Origin of the sequence: Mediannikoviicoccus vaginalis (assembly GCF_928097925.1) — a bacterium.
Taxonomy (GTDB): domain Bacteria; phylum Bacillota; class Clostridia; order Tissierellales; family Peptoniphilaceae; genus Mediannikoviicoccus; species Mediannikoviicoccus vaginalis.
In genome coordinates, this window is the sequence record NZ_CAKMRI010000001.1 from 426105 (window position 1) to 445575 (window position 19471).

Annotated in this window: 17 protein-coding genes and 1 other annotated feature; of the genes, 1 reads left to right on the top strand and 16 read right to left on the bottom strand. The window is 31.9% G+C overall.

The annotated features are described in order from the left end of the window. From smc to murJ, 14 genes are all read right to left on the bottom strand, one after another. A complete protein-coding gene (smc, locus tag L6651_RS02145) occupies positions 1–3516 on the bottom strand; it encodes a chromosome segregation protein SMC (protein WP_237036413.1) in 3516 nt (1171 codons plus the stop codon). Then, complete coding sequence (locus L6651_RS02150) at positions 3513–4577, bottom strand: elongator complex protein 3 (RefSeq protein WP_237036414.1); 1065 nt, start codon at positions 4575–4577, stop codon at positions 3513–3515. The genes smc and L6651_RS02150 overlap by 4 nt, the downstream gene beginning before the upstream one ends. Then, entirely contained in the window at positions 4570–5286 is a 717-nt protein-coding gene (gene rnc / locus L6651_RS02155; protein ID WP_237036415.1) for a ribonuclease III, read from the bottom strand. The genes L6651_RS02150 and rnc overlap by 8 nt, the downstream gene beginning before the upstream one ends. 11 nt (positions 5287–5297) lie before the next feature. Then, on the bottom strand, positions 5298–5516 hold the full coding sequence (gene acpP, locus L6651_RS02160; RefSeq protein ID WP_237036416.1) for an acyl carrier protein: 219 nt from the start codon (positions 5514–5516) through the stop codon (positions 5298–5300). A gap of 1 nt (position 5517) precedes the next feature. After that, entirely contained in the window at positions 5518–6504 is a 987-nt protein-coding gene (gene plsX / locus L6651_RS02165; protein WP_237036417.1) for a phosphate acyltransferase PlsX, read from the bottom strand. A 123-nt stretch (positions 6505–6627) separates the two neighbouring features. Further along, positions 6628–6813 (bottom strand): 50S ribosomal protein L32, encoded by a 186-nt coding sequence (gene rpmF / locus L6651_RS02170; RefSeq protein WP_237036418.1) that lies wholly within the window; start codon positions 6811–6813, stop codon positions 6628–6630. A gap of 133 nt (positions 6814–6946) precedes the next feature. Beyond that, positions 6947–8134 carry an acetate kinase gene (locus L6651_RS02175; protein ID WP_237036419.1) on the bottom strand — a complete coding sequence of 396 codons (1188 nt, stop codon included), beginning with the start codon at positions 8132–8134 and terminating at the stop codon, positions 6947–6949. Positions 8135–8188: 54 nt separating this feature from the next. Next, on the bottom strand, positions 8189–8776 hold the full coding sequence (plsY, locus tag L6651_RS02180) for a glycerol-3-phosphate 1-O-acyltransferase PlsY (RefSeq protein WP_237036420.1): 588 nt from the start codon (positions 8774–8776) through the stop codon (positions 8189–8191). Then, entirely contained in the window at positions 8776–10098 is a 1323-nt protein-coding gene (der, locus tag L6651_RS02185) for a ribosome biogenesis GTPase Der (RefSeq protein WP_237036421.1), read from the bottom strand. The genes plsY and der overlap by 1 nt, the downstream gene beginning before the upstream one ends. Positions 10099–10221: 123 nt before the next feature. Further along, entirely contained in the window at positions 10222–11463 is a 1242-nt protein-coding gene (glyA, locus tag L6651_RS02190) for a serine hydroxymethyltransferase (protein ID WP_237036422.1), read from the bottom strand. A gap of 22 nt (positions 11464–11485) precedes the next feature. Further along, the gene (locus tag L6651_RS02195) at positions 11486–11911 is read right to left on the bottom strand and encodes a SoxR reducing system RseC family protein (RefSeq protein WP_237036423.1); all 426 of its coding nucleotides are present in this window, start codon (positions 11909–11911) and stop codon (positions 11486–11488) included. A gap of 4 nt (positions 11912–11915) precedes the next feature. Further along, the gene (locus L6651_RS02200) at positions 11916–12623 is read right to left on the bottom strand and encodes a tRNA threonylcarbamoyladenosine dehydratase (protein WP_237036424.1); all 708 of its coding nucleotides are present in this window, start codon (positions 12621–12623) and stop codon (positions 11916–11918) included. Further along, positions 12613–14394 (bottom strand): aspartate--tRNA ligase, encoded by a 1782-nt coding sequence (gene aspS / locus L6651_RS02205; protein WP_237036425.1) that lies wholly within the window; start codon positions 14392–14394, stop codon positions 12613–12615. Before aspS ends, L6651_RS02200 begins: the two co-directional genes overlap by 11 nt. 42 nt (positions 14395–14436) lie before the next feature. Continuing rightward, positions 14437–14609 (bottom strand) — a binding site (T-box leader). A gap of 42 nt (positions 14610–14651) precedes the next feature. Beyond that, positions 14652–16181 (bottom strand): murein biosynthesis integral membrane protein MurJ, encoded by a 1530-nt coding sequence (gene murJ / locus L6651_RS02210; protein ID WP_237036426.1) that lies wholly within the window; start codon positions 16179–16181, stop codon positions 14652–14654. Between the two features lie 127 nt (positions 16182–16308). Between murJ and L6651_RS02215 the strand changes: the two genes are divergently transcribed. Next, the gene (locus tag L6651_RS02215) at positions 16309–17655 is read left to right on the top strand and encodes a helix-turn-helix domain-containing protein (protein WP_237036427.1); all 1347 of its coding nucleotides are present in this window, start codon (positions 16309–16311) and stop codon (positions 17653–17655) included. 12 nt (positions 17656–17667) lie between these two features. Here the strand turns inward: L6651_RS02215 and L6651_RS02220 are convergent, their stop codons facing one another. Both L6651_RS02220 and L6651_RS02225 read right to left on the bottom strand, forming a co-directional pair. Then, the gene (locus L6651_RS02220) at positions 17668–18762 is read right to left on the bottom strand and encodes a tetratricopeptide repeat protein (protein ID WP_237036428.1); all 1095 of its coding nucleotides are present in this window, start codon (positions 18760–18762) and stop codon (positions 17668–17670) included. Then, the gene (locus L6651_RS02225; protein WP_237036429.1) at positions 18755–19471 is read right to left on the bottom strand and encodes a hypothetical protein; all 717 of its coding nucleotides are present in this window, start codon (positions 19469–19471) and stop codon (positions 18755–18757) included. Before L6651_RS02225 ends, L6651_RS02220 begins: the two co-directional genes overlap by 8 nt.

The window sequence follows — 19471 nt, forward strand, 5'->3', positions numbered from 1 at the left end:
CTATTTTAATTTTAAGGAAACCACTTTACTAACTCCTTCTTCCTCCATACTTACCCCATATAGTACGTCTGCAATCTCCATTGTCGTTTTTCTATGGGATATCATAATAAATTGAGTTTGATCTGTAAGCGACTTTAAATAACTTGTATATCTTGTTATATTTGCCTCATCAAGTGCAGCGTCAATCTCATCTAAAATACAAAACGGTGACGGTCTTGTTTCAAATATTGCAAATAGTAGCGCAACCGCTGTTAGTGATTTTTCTCCACCGGATAAAAGTGTTAAATTCTGCAATTTTTTTCCAGGTGGCTCTGCAACTATTTCCACTCCAGACTCTAAAGGATTTGAACCCTCTAGTTTAAGTTCAGCATTTCCTCCATCAAAGAGAATTCTAAAAATCTTTTGAAATCTATTATTTATATCCTTGAAAGAAGTAGTAAACATCTCCTTCATTTCTTTATTAAGATTTTTTATTATCTCTTCAATATCATTTTTTGATTTTAATAAATCATTTTTTTGATTTAAAAGGAAATTTAAATCCTCATCTACAATTTTAAATTCTTCAATCGTATCTACACTAAAATACCCAAGATTTCTTAAATCCTTCTTTAACGATTTAAGTTTACTTCTAGTAGGCTCCTCTACTTCTTCAATCAATGTGAACTTGTCAATATACACCGAATATTCCTCAAGGCAATTACTGCGTATTCTAGAAATATTTGAATTTAGATTTTCAATCTTTTCAAGATTTAATCCCATTGAGTAATCAAGTTTTACATTTATATCTTTGTAGTCCTTTAATTCTTCTTTCTTTTCTAAAAGCTCATCTTGTCTAACTTTGAATTTGGCTTCATTTTCTTTTAAAATACTTTCAATTTCACTAAGCTCTTTATCTAGCTCATTAATTTCATCATTATATTTTTTTATATTTTCTCTGTTGATTACAAGTTCTGACTCTACATTTTCTTTAGATTCTATGTCAAGCTTTAACCTATGAGAAAAATCCTCATTTTCATTCTTTATATCTTTTTCCTTATTCGATAGAATATTTAAGTCCCTCTCTAAACCATCCATTTTAGAAGTGATATTTATTTTTTCTATCTCTAAAGTTCTATTATCTAGATTTATTTTTTCAAGATTAGACTTCAATTCTATATATTCTCTATTTAATTTTTGAATTTCTTCGCTAATGCTTTCATGATTTTCTAAATTAAGTTTTTCAGAAGATGCATTTAAAATATTTTCATATTTTCCAGCAGCTTCTTCATATAATGATTTTTTTACATTGATATCATTAGAAAGGATTTGGAGCTTTTTCTCAAGCTCTATCTTTTCATTTTCATTTACGTTTTTTTCAGCTTTTTTTACTTCATATTCTCTATTATAATTTTTTAAAATTTCATCCAAGTCCTTAAGTTCTTTAATTAACTTCTCTTTACTTTGATGTAGTATACTATTTTCGTTTTCAAGCTCTAGGATTTTATTATTTCTATTTAAAATATCTGTGTTTGAAGACTTTCCAGTATATCCACCAACTATTGATCCCCAGGAGTTAAAAATTTCTCCGTCAATGGTAACAATTCTATATCTGTTGTACTTTTTAGAAACTTCTATTGCATCTTCTAGGTTTGTAACAACTAATGTCTTATTTAAAAAGTGATTTATAAGTCCTTTGAATTTACTTTCACATTTAACAAGCTCTGAAGCGACTGCTAAAATTCTTTCATCATCAAATTTAACATTTGCATTTGGCTTATTAATCTTATTAAGAGGCAAGAATGTCAGTCTTCCAATTCTTTCGGACTTTAGAAATTCGATTAATGCCTTGGCGTCGTATTCATTTTCAACAACAACATTTTGAAGAGAACCACCGAGAGCATTATTAATTGCAATTAGATACTTATCTTCAACTTCTATTAAATCAGCCAGCGTTCCTATGCATTTATTTTTTAAATTTGTTCCTTTGATTCTATTGAAGAAATTTGAAACCTGTTTGCTATAACCTTCATAGTTATCTCTAACATTTATATAGAAATTAAGCTCCCTTTCTTTTGTGCTTAAATCAACTTCGACTTTACGATACTGTTCATTTAATAGTAAGAACTTATTTTTGTTATCTTCTATCTTATGTTCTAATTTTTCTATTGAAGATAATTGTTCAGATATTTTGTCATTAATTTCATTGTAAGTAACATTTAGCTTGTCATAACTTTCATTTAAAACTTTAAGTTCTTCTGCTAAACCTTCCTTATCTTTAGAAAGTTTTAAAACATCTTCTCTTCTGCTTTCAAAAAGCCTTTCTCTGGTTAGATTTTCAACCTGAATATTATTAAGTGTCTCTTTTAAAGAAGAAAGTTTTGATTCTCTTTCACTTAAAGCTGTGGTTAAATTTTCAATTTCCTCTTCTAGGTCTGCTAGCATAAAATTAATATCATTAAGTTCTTCTTTGCGATACAAAAGAGAATCATTTGTTTCTATTCTTTCTTCATCTAACTCCTTAGATCTTATTTTATTTTTACTTAACTTTTCATTAAAGTACTCAATCTCTTTTGAAATTCTATCAATTTCACTATTACCATTTAGAACTCGTTCCTCTGTAAGTTTAAGTTTAAGGTTGTAATCTTGAAATTTATTCTTCAAAGAACTTTCCTCAATTGAAAGTCTTTTTATTTCATCTTCTAAGGACTTAAGGTTTAAACTCTCCTCTTCTATACTAGGTTCAAGCTTAGAAATAATCTCTTTATAAGAGTCAATCTCCTCTTGAATGGACTTGTTTTCCTGTATTATTTCGTTGTATTTATTTTGTATTATTTCTACATCCACCAAATAATAATATAGGTCTAGAAGTTTTATCTCTTCTGTAAGCTTTAATCCAATGGTTGCACGCTTTGCCTGCTTTTCAAGATAGTCTCTATTTTCCTGCTTTTGTATTAAAACATCTTCAATCCTTCCAAGATTTGTAACGGTTTTGTCTAGCTTTTTCAAAGCCTCTTCCTTTTTGTATTTATATTTTGAAATACCAGAAGCTTCTTCAAAAATATAGCGTCTATCTTCACTTTTATTTGAAAGAATTTCATCAATTCTACCTTGACCTATTATGGAATAACCTTCTTTTCCAATACCTGTGTCCATAAATAGTTCTCTTATATCTTTAAGTCGACAGGCCTTTTTGTTGATGTAGTACTGGGATTCTCCAGTTCTAAAGACTCTTCTTGAAACCACAACTTTTTCATATTCAATTGGTATCCACTTTTCTTTGTTATCAAAAGATAGAGATACAGATGCGAAGTTTAATGGTGCAATTTTTTCTGTACCAGAAAATATAACATCTTCCATCTTGTTTCCACGAAGTGACTTGGCAGATTGCTCTCCCAAAACCCATCTTATAGCATCAGAAATGTTTGACTTTCCACTGCCATTAGGTCCAACTATGGCACATATGGGATTATTAAATTGTAAATTCACTTTGTCCTTAAAGGATTTAAAGCCCTTTAATTCAACGGATTCTAATTTCACCTAATCAAACCTCTGTAACTTTTTAAAAATTTATCTATGTCTAATTCTAACATGTCTTTATTTGACTGAATTGTTATCTTATCGTCTTTTGTTCCATGAACTTTAAAATTTTTAATATCATATTTTTCAATTATATATTTCTTGTTGGAACCTTTGTTCCCAACAAGATAGTTAAGTTCTTTATTGTTTACACATACATCTATGTCTTGTTTTGAAAAGTTTTTTAAAACTTCTTCCATTGCATCTTTGTATAGCTCTTGGATAGTCAGTTGCCTAATAGATGGATGAAAAGGGCCGGCAACAACATCCTTTCCTAATGTAATATTATCTGTCGGCTGTAAACCGATTCTTATAACATCAATCCCATTTTTATAAAACCTGCAAAAGATATCTTTACATAGCTCTATTGTTTCATTTAAAGAATATGGCTTGTACTTTCCATCTAAGTAAAGCTTCTCTAAGAAACTATCCTTTATAACAAGAGTTGGATACACCCTAACAAACTCTGGTGCAATTTTTACAAATTCTTCTGTAGTGTATAAGTCCTTTTTAAAATCTGATTTATATAGTCCTAGCATTTGTTGTAGACCTAGTTTAAATCCAAATTCCTTTATTAATTTTGAAGAGCTATAGACCACATCTGAAAGGTGATTTCTTTGGTTTGTAATAAGAACTTCATCTACTAAGGACTGAACCCCCAGTTCTATGGTTGAAACTCCATAGGACTTAAGTATATTTAAAATATTTTCGTCAATATAATCAGGCCTTGTTGATAATCTCAAAGAGTTTACAACTCCTTGGTCAATAAAACTCTTTCCAATACTTAAAAATTCTTTCATTACATCCATGGGAAGACCTGTAAAGCTCCCACCATAAAATGCAATTTGAGTTTCATTGTCCTTATTTGAAAAATAATTTAAGTACTCTTCAATGGATTTTCTTGTTTCTTCAAAATCCTTTATATAATTTTGATTTGTAATCTTTCTTTGATTACAAAAAATACAGTCATTAGGGCAACCATAATGTGGAACAAATACTGGTATTATATTTAATTTACTCAAAATCGATCCCCATCTTAATAATTGAATTTTTTGCAGCGTCTTGTTCTGCTTGCTTTTTATTTTTTCCAACGCCCTGTTCAAGCTCATTGGCCCCACAAAGGGCAGTAACATAAAAAGTCTTGTCATGGTCTGGCCCAACAGACTTATCTAGCCTATAGGTCAACTTTTCTTTCAATTCTCTTTGAATATAATTTTGTAATATGGACTTGTAATTCAAACTTGAAGTTTCTAGATATTTCATAAAAAGTCCTATATGCTTTACAGTGATAAGTTCATACACAACCTCATATGAAGAATCTAAATAAATAGATGCCATCAAAGCTTCAAATGTATCGGAAAGTGTTGAAATTCTCTTTCGTCCTCCAGACTTTGCTTCTCCCTTTCCCATGATTAATAAATCTCCAAGGTCAAAATACTCTGCAGCGTATCCAAAGCTAGGTTCACAAGTAACCATGCTCTTTAATTTTGTTAGCTTTCCTTCGTCTTTTTCATCATGTTTTTTAAAAAAATATTCCGCAAATACAGCGCCTAATATGGCATCTCCTAAAAATTCCAATCTTTCATTTGACTTGTAGTTTTTGTTTTTTGACTCATTTACCTTAGAAATGTGATGGAAGGCGAAGTCTAAAAGTTCAATGTCATTGAACTTATAGCCTATACGCTCTTCCAAATCATTTAATTTTTTAAGTCTTTCTTCACTTAATTTCAATTTTGACCTCTTTAATTGTTTTCAATATATGTTACTACATCTGAAACTGTAATTATTTCATCTAATTTAGAGTCATCTATTTCAATGTTAAATTCATCTTCAAGAGCCATAACAAGCTCTACTAGGCCAATAGAATCTGCCCCTAAATCTTCTCTTATAACTGTATCCATTGATACATTTTCTACGCCAAATTCTTCTTTTATAACTTCTGCAACTTTATCAAAAATCATTTTAATCCTCCAAATTCTCTTCGATTTTTCTTACAACATCTTTCTCAATAAATTGAATTAATTTGTCTATACCAGCTTCAACTGCCCTTTCATTGGAACTGCCATGGGCTTTAAAAACTGCCTTTTTAACTCCAAGTAGTGGTGCTGCACCAACTTCATTGTAATCAAAACTACTTTTAAGATTTTTTAGTGCAGGCTTCATTAATGCTGCACCAATCTTTGTTCTAAGTGAAGACATAATTCCTTCTTTTAAGACTTCTGATATTCTAATGGCCGTTCCCTCAATGCTTTTTAAAAGAACATTTCCTGAAAAGCCATCTGTAACAATAACATCTACATTTCCACTTAAGGCGTCCCTTGCTTCAATATTTCCTATAAAATTTAGATCCATGTTTTTTAGATGCTCATATGTTTCTTTTCTCAAGTTGTCGCCTTTGTTTTCTTCAGTTCCCACGGATAATAGTCCAACCCTTGGATTATTTACATTCAAAACTTCCCTTGAATACACATTTCCCATTATTGCAAATTGTGAAAGGAGCTCTGGAGTACAGTCCATATTTGCCCCTCCATCTAATAAAAGAGCATACGAGTCCTTAGCCGGTAGTACTACGGTCAAGGCTCCTCTAGATATTTTATCTATTCTTTTAACTATTAGAGTTGCTCCTGCAAGAAGTGCACCTGTGCTTCCACAAGAGAGGATTCCATCATAACCTTCTTCTTTTAGCTTTTTCAAACCTAAAGTAGTTGAAGAATTCTTTTTCCTTCTAATTGCAAGAGCCGGCTCTTCATCGTTTGTAATGTACTCATTAGTGTCTATTATATCTATTCTATTTTTATTTTTTGAATCTTTTACTAATTCTGTGATTTCTTTTTCTGGACCTATAAAGGTTATTTCAAGTTCATTGTGGTTGTCTAGTGATTTAAGTCCACCTTTCACAACTACTTCATATCCCTTGTCTGCCCCTAATGTGTCTAATAATATTTTCATAATACACCTCACTATATTTTACCATATAAAGAACTATTTATACATTATTACGCATATGTGTTACTAAGTTATTCTCTTTTACAAAAATAAAAAAGAGAGGAGTCATCCTCTCTAATCATATTATTATTCTTCATCCACTGTTAAGACTGCTTTGCCATCGTAGTAACCGCAATTTCTACAAACTCTATGTGGTAATTTTGGTTCATGGCACTCAGGGCATTCAGTTATAGTTACTCTAGGTAACTTATATGATGATGCTCTTCTCTTGTCTCTTCTAGCTTTGGAAGTTTTTCTCTTTGGTACTGCCATTGTTACACCTCCTCAATAGTTAAATCTTTTTAAATTTTTAAATTATGGGAGGCTAACAGTCCCATAAGCTAATTGGTTATGATTTAAATTTATCTAACGTTAGTATTATACTGATTTTTAGAAACCTTGTCAACTATTTAGTTAATTCTAAAGTATCTCTTGCAATCATAAGCTCTTCATTTGTTGGAACTACGAAGATTTTTATCTTAGAATCATCTGCAGAAATTAAAGCTTCTTTTCTAACTTTGTTCTTTTCTTCGTCTAGTTTTATTCCAAAGTTTTCAAGATTTTCTAATATTGCAGCTCTTGTAGTAATTCCGTTTTCACCAATTCCACCTGCAAAACAGATTGCATCTACATCTCCAAGTTCAAGTAGGTAAGCACCTAAGAATTTTCTAACTCTGTTGTGGAACATATCAAGTGCAAGTTTCGCTCTTTCATTTCCTTCGTTACTTGCTTGTTCTAAGTCTCTAAAGTCTGAGCTTAGTCCAGATATTCCTAGAACACCTGATTTTTTATTTAAGAATTGGTTCATTTCATCTGCTGAAAGACCTTCTTGATTTTGAATAAAGTTTAATACAGTTGGGTCTAAATCACCAGATCTTGTTCCCATAATAAGTCCTTCTAACGGAGTAAGTCCCATTGTTGTGTTTAAACATTTACCATTTTTAACAGCTGCTAAAGATGATCCATTACCTAAATGTAGAGTAACTATGTTAATATCATCTTGGTCTTTTCCTAATAATTCTGCAGCCCTTCTTGTAATATATTTATGGCTTGTTCCATGGAAGCCGAATTTTCTCAATCTATATTTTTCATAATATTCATATGGTATTCCATACATATAGTTATATGCAGGCATAGTCATGTGGAAAGCTGTGTCAAATACTGCTACATTTGGTTTTCCTGGAAGTATCTTTTCACATGCTTCAATACCCATTAAGTTTGCTGGATTGTGTAGTGGACCAAACTTGATGTACTCTTTAATAACTTCTTTAACATGGTCGTTTATAAGTGTTGAGTCTACATACTCTTCACCACCATGAAGTACTCTATGGCCAATTGCATTGATTTCATCAACGCTCTTAATTGCTCCCTTTTCTGAATCTGTTAAAAATTCAAATACTAAAGTTAAAGCTTCAGTATGTGTAGGCATTGGAGCTTCTTTAGATAATTTCTTTTCTCCTACTTCTTGTGATATTTTTGATCCATCAATTCCAATTCTTTCTACTAAACCTTTTGCAATAACTTCTTCATTTTCCATATCAAATAATTGATACTTTAATGATGAACTACCGCAGTTTACTACTAATACTTTCATACACCCTCCTGAAATATTTTTATTCATTTTACTTAACAATTATATCATACATCTTTATTTTTTGCCTAGTTTAGACTCTTGTCCCACTCTAATTCTATAAATATTTGATTTATGGCGCCATATGGCAATAACTCCCAAGGCTATTAAGAGAATAGCTCTTTCATATCTCTTTGTAACTAAATAATATATTCCTTGTAAAATACTTGCAAGTGCAGCCGCTATAGATCCAAGGGATACCATTTTGCTAATTGCTACAGTCATAAAGAAGACTATACCCAGTTCTAAAGCCAATAAAGGACTAACTGCTATAAAAACTCCTAAGGATGTTGCTATACCTTTTCCACCCTTTAGATTAAAATAAATTGGCCAGTTATGTCCACATACTGCCCCAACACCTGCTAAGAGAAGTCCAACATCTCCAAATAGTTTATAACCTATTATTGACGGTATAAATCCTTTTAGGGAATCTAGTATAAGGGTAGCAATGGCAAAGTTTTTACCAAAAGTTCGTAATACATTTGTGGCTCCCGCATTTCCAGAACCAAAATCCCTTATGTCCTTTTTGCAAAAAATCTTTCCAAGTATTATGGCCCATGAAATAGATCCTATTAAATAGGATGCTAAAAGTAAAATAAACTTCATTATTTACTCCTTGGTCCTCTAGGTTTTAAATCAAATAATATTGGAACACCTTCAAATTTAAAATATTCTCTAATTTGATTTTCTAGGTATCTTAAATATGAAAAGTGCATTAATTCCTTTTTATTTATATGGAAAAGTATTTTTGGCGGTCTTGTTGAAACTTGTGATGCATAAAACACCTTTAACCTCTCTCCCTTATCTGTAGGAGGAGCATTGTGAAGAACAGCTTCGTTTACTATTTCATTTAAAGTTCCCGTACTTATTCTCATGGAATAATTTTCATTTACCTTTTCAATCATTTGGAAAAGATTATGCACTCTAAGATTATTTTTTACTGACATAAAGATTATGGGAACATAGTTTATAAAACCAAGTTTATTTCTAATGTCCATTTCAAATTGTCTTTGAGTCATATTATCTTTTTCTATTAAATCCCATTTATTTACAGCAATAATCATTGCCTTTCCATTATCGTGGGCATATCCTATTATTTTTGAGTCCTGCTCTGTTACACCTTCCGCTGCATCAATCATCAATACAGATATATCGGAGCTATCTATTGAAGAAAGAGTTCTAACAACACTATATCTTTCAACTTCTTCATCAATATATCTTTTTCTTCTAAGTCCCGCCGTATCAATTAGCACATAGTCATGGCCATTATATTTGAAGTTTGAGTCGATAGAGTCCCTTGTGGTTCCTGCAATGTCTGTAACTATCATCCTCTCTTCTCCAAGTAGTCTGTTGATTAAAGAAGATTTTCCAACATTTTGCTTTCCAATAATGGAAACCTTGGTCACATCATCTTCAAACTCAGCATCCATTGGCTCAAAGTTTTTAACTATTTCATCTAGAAGATCCCCTATGCCTTGAGATCCTTCGGCACTAATCCCCATTACAGTAGGTATTCCAAGTTCATAAAACTCATATATTAAATCATCATCTTTTCTGCTGTCTATCTTGTTAACTGCTAATATAATCTCTTTATTAGACCTTCTCAAAAGATTTGCAACATCTCTATCTTCAGCGGTTATTCCAGTCTTTGCATCTACGACAAATAAAATTACATCTGCCGTTTCTATTGCTAAGTCAACTTGATTGACAATTTGCTTAGAAAACACATCATCACTTTTTATTTCAATACCACCAGTGTCCACTAGTGTAAAATGTCTATTTTGCCACTCTGCATCTTGATATAATCTATCCCTTGTAACACCAGGGTCATCCTGAGTAATGGCAATTCTCTTTCTAACAATTTTATTAAATAATGTAGATTTACCTACATTTGGTTTGCCTACAACTGCTACTATAGGTTTTCTCATATTTCCACCTCTTTTCATACAATATAATTTTATCATCTTTTTAGAATTAAAATCATCTTCTATATTATACTGTATTTTAAAAAAGTTACAAAAAATCCCTGAGATTTCTCCCAGGGATAAATATTATTTGTATAGAGGATATTCTTCTGTTAATGCTAGAACATCTTTTCTAATTTCTTCTGGACTTCTTTCTTTCTTTAGTGTTTCAATAATCAACTCACCAATTTTTTTGAAAGCATCTTCCTTCATTCCTCTTGTTGTACAAGCAGGTGTACCAATTCTTATTCCTGAAGTAACAAATGGTGATTCAGGATCGTTAGGAATTGTATTTTTATTTGTAGTTATATTAACTTCTGATAAAAGCGCTTCTGCTTCTTTACCAGTTAGGTTAAGTCCTCTTACATCAAGAAGTAGTAAGTGGTTGTCTGTTCCACCAGATACAAGTCTTATTCCGCCTTCTTGTAATGTTTCACCAAGAACCTTAGCATTCTTTAAAACTTGTTTTATATAGTCTTTGAATCCATCTTCTAAAGCTTCTTTAAAACATACAGCCTTTGCTGCAATAACATGTTCTAATGGACCGCCTTGAAGTCCTGGGAATACAGCCTTGTCAATTGCCTTTGCATGTTCTTCTTTACAAAGGATTATACCACCACGTGGACCTCTTAAAGTCTTATGTGTAGTTGAAGTTACGAAATCAGCATATGGGATTGGGCTTGGATGTTCTCCAGCAGCCACAAGACCTGCAATATGAGCCATATCAACCATTAAATATGCTCCAACTTCATCTGCAATTTCTCTAAATTTCTTAAAGTCAATTATTCTTGGGTATGCACTAGCACCAGCTACGATTAATTTTGGTTTGTGTTCCAATGCTTTTTTTCTAACTTCTTCATAGTCTATAGTTTCTGTTTCAGAACTTAGTCCATATTCAACAAAATTGAAGTAAAGTCCTGAAATATTTACAGGTGATCCATGTGTTAAGTGTCCACCTTCTGAAAGCTTCATTCCTAAAACAGTATCTCCTGGTTTTAGACATGAAAGATAAACAGCTAGGTTTGCATTTGCTCCTGAGTGAGGTTGAACGTTTGCATGGTCTGCACCGAAAAGCTTGCAAAGTCTTTTTCTTGCTAAGTCTTCTGAAACGTCAACATATTCACAGCCACCATAATATCTCTTTGCCGGATATCCTTCTGCGTATTTGTTGTTTAGAGTTGTTCCTAGAGCTTCTAAAACCGGTTCTGAAATAAAGTTTTCAGAAGCAATAAGCTCTAAATGCTCCCTTTGTCTGTTGGTTTCATCTTCAACTACTTGATAGATTTCACTATCAAATTCCTTTAGATGTGGTAGTTCTCTTAAGCTCATCTTAAAATTCCTCCTAAAATATTTAGTTAATTTTTTTTATAGTTAGAATATCATTGGTATTCTTACTTATCTTTTTATCTATTCCTCTTAAAATAAGAATTGAAATTGCTAAGAACAACATTCCGAATAATAAACTTAAAAATTCATGACTCTTTACATTGTACTTTCCAAGTATAATTGTAGCACATACAACACCTGTAATAAAAGCTATTATAGGTATAATATATACCATCGCAGAGTACTTTAACACCTTTGAACTGTCCATGTTAAGTTCTACTCTGTCTCCCTTATCAAATCTTCCATCATCTTTTACATTTATAATCAGTGGCTTATCTTCTCCAGAGCATCCAGCGCAGCTTTCACACTTTCCACCACAGGCACTCTCCCTGATTACAAGTATATCTAACATGTTACTGTCTTTATTTATTACAAGACCGCTTTTCTTCATTTAATCATTCCTTTATTAAATCTTTAATTACTTCACCTGCAATTACAAGTCCGCAGGCAGGTGGTACAAAACTTATGCTTGAAGGGGAAATTTTCCCCGTAGATTCGTCAACAAATCTATCTCCTGATGGGCTTTCTTTAGACCATACTACTTTTAGTTTTTTAACGTCCAAAGCCTTAAGCTCTCTTCGCATAATGCGCGCAACAGGGCACATTTCAGTTTTATATATATCTGATACCCTAAATCCTGTAGGTTCAAGCTTATTTCCTGCACCCATTGCAGAAATTAATTTCAAATTATAATCCCAAGCGTATTTCGCTAAAGCTACTTTACCCTTTAAAAAGTCTATGCAATCCACAATATAATCATATTCATTAAGATTAAAAATTTCAATATTATCAGGTGTCAATTTTTCTTTAATTGGATTTACATTTAATTCAGGATTTATTTCAAGTAATCTATCTTTCATGACTTCAACTTTAGACTTGCCTACGGTTTTTGTCGTAGCGATTATCTGTCTATTGATATTTGTAATATCAACATCGTCAAAGTCTACAATGGTTATATTTGAAACTCCCGCCCTTACAATTGACTCTGCACATATTCCACCAACTCCTCCAAGGCCGAAGACTATTACTTTGGCCTTGGAAAGTTTTTCTAAAGACTTCGTTCCGATTAAAAGTTCGGTCCTTTGAGTGAATTTATTTTTCATCTTCTCTTAATGACACATGTATTTCTTCTAATTGCTTTTCATCAACTATTGCCGGAGCTCCAGTTAATAAATCTGTAGCAGATTGTGTCTTAGGGAAAGCTATAACATCTTTAATATTATTTGTTTCACAAATTTGCATTGCAAGTCTGTCGATTCCATATGCAATTCCACCATGAGGAGGTGTACCATACTTAAGTGCATCAACAAAGAATCCGAATTTTGCTTCGATTTCTTCGTCAGTTAGCTTAAGGGCTTTGAAAATTCTCTCTTGAATTTCAGAGTTATTTATTCTTATGGATCCTCCCGCTGCTTCTTCCCCGTTAATAACAAGGTCATAGGCTTTTGATTTCATCTTTTCGGGTTCAGTTTCAAGTAATTCTAAATCTTCTTCCTTTGGCATTGTGAATGGATGGTGTTTTGCCACTAGTCTACCCTCTTCTTCAGAGTATTCAAACATTGGGAAGTCAACAACCCAGGCCATTTTAAATTCCTTTGGATCAAGTAATCCAAGATTTGAAGCAATATGTCTACGAAGGGCTCCTAGTGAATCAAATACTACTTCATTTTTGTCTGCAACTATTAAGATTAGTGCATTGTCTTTAGCATCAAATGCATTTAAAATATTTTGAAGCTCTTCTTCACTTAAGAACTTTGCAATTGGAGAATTAACTTCACCATTATTTACCTTAATCCATGCAAGGCCCTTAGCACCGTAGTCCTTAACAAATTTTTCCAGTGCATCTATTTTCTTTCTTGAGTATTCACTTTGATACTCACCAATATTTATACCCCTTACAGAGTGTCCTTCTTTAACATTTCCTGAGAAAACTTTAAACTCAGCATCTTTTACAATTTCAGAAATATCTACAAGTTCAAATCCAAATCTAAGGTCTGGTTTATCTGAACCGTATCTTGACATGGCTTCATCAAAAGGAATTCTCTTTAGTGGAATTTCTATATCCACGCCCTTAAGTTCCTTAAACACCTTTTGAACCATTCTCTCGTTTATATCCATAACATCATCTTCATCAACAAATGACATTTCAATGTCCATTTGAGTAAACTCTGGCTGTCTATTTGCCCTTAGGTCCTCGTCTCTAAAGCATCTTGCCAATTGATAGTATCTGTCCATGCCTGCCACCATTAGAAGTTGTTTCATTAGCTGTGGACTTTGTGGTAGTGCGTAGAATTTATTTGGATTTACCCTTGATGGAATAAGGTAGTCCCTTGCCCCTTCTGGAGTTGGCTTTCCAAGATAAGGAGTTTCTGTTTCAATGAATCCTTCCTCATCTAAAAAGCTTCTCATAAGTGTAATAAGGCGAGCTCTCTTAATTAAATTTGATTGAATAGATTCTTTTCTAAGGTCTAAAAATCTATATTTTAATCTCATTTCCTCTGAAACATTGTCGTCGCTCTTAATATATATAGGTGGGGTTTGTGCCTTATCAAGTATTCTAAACTCGTTACATAAAATTTCTATATCTCCATTTGAAATATTTGGATTAACAGACTCTCTATTTCTCACGCGGCCCTTTGCAGCAATTACAAATTCAGATCTTACTGTCTTAGCCTTTTCAAAGTAGTCTTTACAATCTTCATCGTTAACAACTATTTGAACTATGCCAGATCTATCCCTAACGTCCATAAATATAATATGTCCTAGGTTTCTTTCTTTTGCAACCCAGCCCATCACAATAACTTCTTTTCCAACTAATTCATTTGTTACATCAGCACACATGTTAGTTCTTTTAAAACTTTTAATATTATCCATATCTTCTCCTAAAATTAAAATTTTGCACAAAAAAACCCGTCACAAAGGGACGAGTTAGCTCGCGGTACCACCCTAATTAGGTAAACCTCACTTGAAATTTATAACGCAATTACCATAGCTCCTAGGTGTCATCAAAAGCCTTAGTAAGTAGGTTTCACCAAACCCTACCTCTCTTTGATACTCTTAGCTTTATCCTTCCTATTCATCGCTAATATTAACATGATTTTATTGTATATTATTTAATATCAAAGGTCAAATTATTGTTTTTTCGACTTAACCTTTGACTTTATTTGTCTAATTAAATTCTCAGCTTCTTTAACTTTAAACACCATTACAAGTACAGCATATATTAAAGCTCCCACAAGTATTGCCACAAACATTGCCTTCTTGCTTCCAAAGCTATTAACAAGGGCATTATTTGTGAAATATACTCCTATACCCATAATAATGGATGCGGCTGCTATCTTTAATGTTTCCACAATCAAGTGGTTCATCTTTGAAAACTCACCAATTTTTTTCTTTAAGTTATAAAAAAGCAGAACCGCACCAAAGTATGCTGCAACTGTAGTTCCCAGTGCTAAACCATTAAGTCCTAAAAATCTTGAGCTTCCTACGGAAACAATTATATTTACTAAAATCATCCACATTGTATTTTTTGTTGGTGTCTTAGTATCTTTTAAACTATAAAAAGATTTAAATAGTATGTCTCTAAGTGCTATGGCCATAAGACCAGATGAGTAAAGCATTAAGACCGGTGCAGTTAAAGCTGTGTCACCCTTAGTAAAGTTACCACCTTCATAAATAAATTCCACTATTGGGTTTGCAAGTATTGCAAGTCCCACCATGGCAGGTATTACCAAGAGAAACATTGACACAAATGTATCTACGATAACATCTTTAAATTCTCCAATCTTATTTTGCCCAGCAAACTTACTTAGAATAGGATACATTACTGTACTCACTGATACAATAACAATTCCATTAACAAGTTCACTTAGTCTAGAGGCATATTCCATTACATTTATACCTCTTTCTCCCATTATCATTGTGGCTAAGTTTTTATCTACTATTACATTTAACTGGTTAACAGAAACTCCCACGATTATAGGTATGGCCATAATCAACATGGATTTAATTTCCGGTTCTTTTACACTTAATATCTTTGTCCACTTATATCCCTTTTTCTTAACAGCAGGAATATATGGAGCAAATTGTAAAGTTGATGCAACTGCAATACCTATGGCTAGGTAGTACTTGTTTATATACTTCCCAAGATATAGTCCAAGGATTATAAATACATTTAATATAAAACCTTGTAAAGCCGTTACAATAAACTCTCCATGGCAATTTAAATAACCTCTATATACAGTTGCAATTCCTATTGGTATTAAAGAAACCATAGAAATACGCAAAAAGTTTGTAGTAAGTACCCTTGCAGGTTCGTTTAACTTAAAAGCAAATACGTAGGTAAGTTGTCTTGCAAATATTTGACATAGTATTACAAGCACAATGGTTATAACAGTAGTTATATTAGCTAAATTACTGGTAAATCTATCTGCAAGCTCAACGCCTTGTTGTTCTTCCAGTCTTTTGTATGTCGGTATAAAGCCCGTTGTTATACCAACTGCAATAAAACTGAATACTAAAACTGGAATAGACATTGCCAAGTTAAATGCCGCCGCCTCAATCCCCGTTCCAAAAAGTCTTGAAAGAGTTGCAATCCTTACGGCACCCAAAATTTTTGAAAGCACCGTTAAAACCATTAATATAATTGATATTCCTTTCATATTCCCCCTCTTTTCATTAGCCTTATAACTTTACCATAAACTGGAATTTCAATCAATATGCTAAATTACTTTAAGTATTTTAAAGTTTTTGATATACTCAAAGCATAAAATAAGATAGGGTGAGGAAATGCTCTTAAGTCAAATAAGCGAAATAAAAGAATTAAATATTAAAGATAAAAATATTTTCTCAAATGAAGATATTTACGCATGTTCTATTTCAAATTCAATTGATGAAAATAATTTGAATATCATAACGGAAGATGAAATAAAAAATTTAAATCCTACCAAGGGGAATTTTTTAATTGTAAACTCAAATGGTGAATTCAAAAGCAAGAATAAAATTAGTTATCTACACTCAAGTTTAGATGATGCAGGAAAGGCTATGGAAATACTTCAGCCTTTGATTATTGAAAACCAAAAGTTTTTAGAGACAATTTACTCCATCATCTGTTTAGATAAGGGAATAGAATCTTTGCTTAAGGAAATTAGTTCAAAGTTTAAAGATAAGGTTTGTATTTTGGATAATAACAAAAAATTACTTTATAATCCATTTGACTTTAACAAGGTCAGCGAGTTATATCCACTGAAGTTCATATCGTCAAATTCGTCCAGAATGTTTGCATACTTGGCATTTGAAAATAGCCATGAAGATGAAAAAGAAAGTATAAGTAAATTATGTACTATAATTTCAAATTATATTCACAAAGAAGTTAAGAACCTTCAAACTTCATTCGATAACTTTTATGTATCTCTTAAAAATTTATTAAAGGGAGACTTCTCAGACGAAGATTACAAAATACTTAAGGGGCTTAATTGGAGTGCAAAAGACAGCTACAAGGTTTATGTGATTCAACTTGAAGCAGGACTATTTAAGTATAGAGATATGTTTATCCATGGCAACCGCTTTATACTAGATAACCCACAATACCTATTTTCAATTTTAAACCAAAATCACCTTATACTTTTAATAAACAAGACAAGACTAAACAGAAATAAATTAGAAGATGAAATTTTAGAATACATTACAAAGTATAACTTAAAATACTATAGCCATGATTTAAAGAATAAATTATCAAATTTCAATAAGGTATATGAATTATCAAAATTTATTTTCGATAACGAGGTTCCCATTTCATCTGATGGACAAGAAGAGCTTCACAGTTTAATGAAGCCGCTACTTGGACAAATGGATTTCTTGGAGATATTGATTCCAGAAATTTTAAAACCACTTCTTGAGCACGATTTAGAAAAAAATTCGGAATTTTTAAAGACACTTTATCTTTACTTAACAGAAGAGAGGTCGCTTATAAAAGTTGCAGAAATTATGGACATTCACAGAAACTCCGTAGTCTATAGAATAAACAGACTTTCAGAGATTGTCGACATTGATTTTGAAGATTCTAAAACAAGATATAATCTATTGATTGGAATTGAAATATTAAAAGAGCTATATCCAAAAATACTAGACCTATAGGCCTAGTATTTTTTAATTTAAATCTTTTATTTTTTCTAATAAGATCATTGCATTATTGAAAAGTTCTTCGGAAATGTCATAGAAACTAACAACGCTTTCTAAGTCTTCTTTTGCCTTTTCAGTTTCACCTATGTTCAAATAAATAATCGCTCTGTTGAATTGTAGTGGAGCGTTATCTCCGATGTTTTGAAGAGCCATATTTATAAGACCAAGGGCTTCTAGCACAAGTCCCGCTTGGCCAAGCACAAAGCTATAGTCAATAAAGAAGTTTGCATCCTTCAAGTCCTCATGTTCCTTATGAGTCTTTTCAAAAAGTTCTAAAGCTTTCTCAACATCTCCTCTATTGTAATACGCCATCGCAAGATATTGTTCTTTTTTGTAATTAAAAGTGTCCACATCTTCTAATATTTCAATGACTTCATTATAACTTCCCCTTTGAAGGGCATGAAAAGCCTCTTCAATTTTTGAATCTGTTACAACTTCATGCAAAAGTGGAGCAATTTTTTCCCTAAGTTCTGATTCAAAGGGACTGTCTTTAGATAATTCTAATGCCTTTCGAAGATAAATTTCCGCTTTCATTGGGTTTTGTTCAATCATTTCAATCGTTCCAAACAAAAAGTAATTGTACGGAAAGTCAGGATAGTTTTTAATATTTTCATTTAAAACTCTCTTTGACTCTTCTAAGAACATTTCTTCCAAAGTATTGTCAAAATAGTCCTTAAGTGCAGATGCATATGCGAATGATGACGAACTTTGAGGAAAGTTTTCATAGATGAACTTGAAAAATATCATAGCATTTTCATAATTTATTTCTATCTCTTCAAATGCCATGGCCATTAAATAACTTTCAGTGTTTTCTATATTGTCAAGCATAAAGTTTACATAGTCGTCCCTATATATAAAGTCTTTATCCAACGCACAGATATAGGCCATTCCCCTAATAAAATAACTTACATCTATCTCCTCTGTAAAGGTCTCGTACTTTAACTCATCCATAAAATCCGATTTCAATATTGGGAGTGGAAAGCCGTAAATGCTTTTATCTTTAAGCTCCAAAAAATATATATTATCCGTTTTTGATGCAAAAAATTCTTTAATATTATTCATTAAAATTCCTCATAAACTCTCTTTTTCTTCTTGATGAACCATTTAGTATTTCAAATAACATTCCTCTATACATCAAATAAATACCCATTATTAAAATAACTACAACGGATTTTATAATTGACTTTAAATCACTAAAATATAGCCCTGTAAATAATGACCTTCCATCTATTAAAGCGTAAATTAAAGCCATTATGATTATATTTGGAAGTCCCCAATTAAGAGCATTATCTTTTAAAAATTCCACACTTGCCCTAATAGAGTTATATCCATCATAATCTTCAAGATAAAGGGTTTCTGGAAGGGCATTTAAAATAATCATGGCAATTATTGTAACTATAAAATAAAAGTTCATAGCTAAGGGACGTAATATTATCTGAGCTATATAGATTACAAACCCAACTTGAATAATCTTTATGACAAATGGTTTAAAATCATAATTTTGAAACACAATTCTATTTTCCGTGTCTTTAACTCCCGTATATAAAATGGACATTATGAAGCCTAATATGCACACTTTAAAAATATAAACTAAAAGGCCTGAAATATATCCATTTAATTTTAGCACTCCAAATAAAATATTTGAAATTATATTAGTAGCTATTATGCCAACTGCCAAAATAACTGCACATAGCACAATATATCTTGGATTTTTAAATGTGTTTCTCAGTGCTTTTTTTTGAATATAAATAAAATCGTTTAAGATATCCAT

Coding starts and splice junctions, on each gene's coding strand:
- acpP (WP_237036416.1), bottom strand. CDS start 5,516: ATGATTTTTGATAAAGTTGCAGAAGTTATAAAAGAAGAATTTGGCGTA.
- plsX (WP_237036417.1), bottom strand. CDS start 6,504: ATGAAAATATTATTAGACACATTAGGGGCAGACAAGGGATATGAAGTA.
- rpmF (WP_237036418.1), bottom strand. CDS start 6,813: ATGGCAGTACCAAAGAGAAAAACTTCCAAAGCTAGAAGAGACAAGAGA.
- L6651_RS02175 (WP_237036419.1), bottom strand. CDS start 8,134: ATGAAAGTATTAGTAGTAAACTGCGGTAGTTCATCATTAAAGTATCAA.
- plsY (WP_237036420.1), bottom strand. CDS start 8,776: ATGAAGTTTATTTTACTTTTAGCATCCTATTTAATAGGATCTATTTCA.
- der (WP_237036421.1), bottom strand. CDS start 10,098: ATGAGAAAACCTATAGTAGCAGTTGTAGGCAAACCAAATGTAGGTAAA.
- glyA (WP_237036422.1), bottom strand. CDS start 11,463: ATGAGCTTAAGAGAACTACCACATCTAAAGGAATTTGATAGTGAAATC.
- L6651_RS02195 (WP_237036423.1), bottom strand. CDS start 11,911: ATGAAGAAAAGCGGTCTTGTAATAAATAAAGACAGTAACATGTTAGAT.
- L6651_RS02200 (WP_237036424.1), bottom strand. CDS start 12,623: ATGAAAAATAAATTCACTCAAAGGACCGAACTTTTAATCGGAACGAAG.
- aspS (WP_237036425.1), bottom strand. CDS start 14,394: ATGGATAATATTAAAAGTTTTAAAAGAACTAACATGTGTGCTGATGTA.
- murJ (WP_237036426.1), bottom strand. CDS start 16,181: ATGAAAGGAATATCAATTATATTAATGGTTTTAACGGTGCTTTCAAAA.
- L6651_RS02215 (WP_237036427.1), top strand. CDS start 16,309: ATGCTCTTAAGTCAAATAAGCGAAATAAAAGAATTAAATATTAAAGAT.
- L6651_RS02220 (WP_237036428.1), bottom strand. CDS start 18,762: ATGAATAATATTAAAGAATTTTTTGCATCAAAAACGGATAATATATAT.
- L6651_RS02225 (WP_237036429.1), bottom strand. CDS start 19,471: ATGGATATCTTAAACGATTTTATTTATATTCAAAAAAAAGCACTGAGA.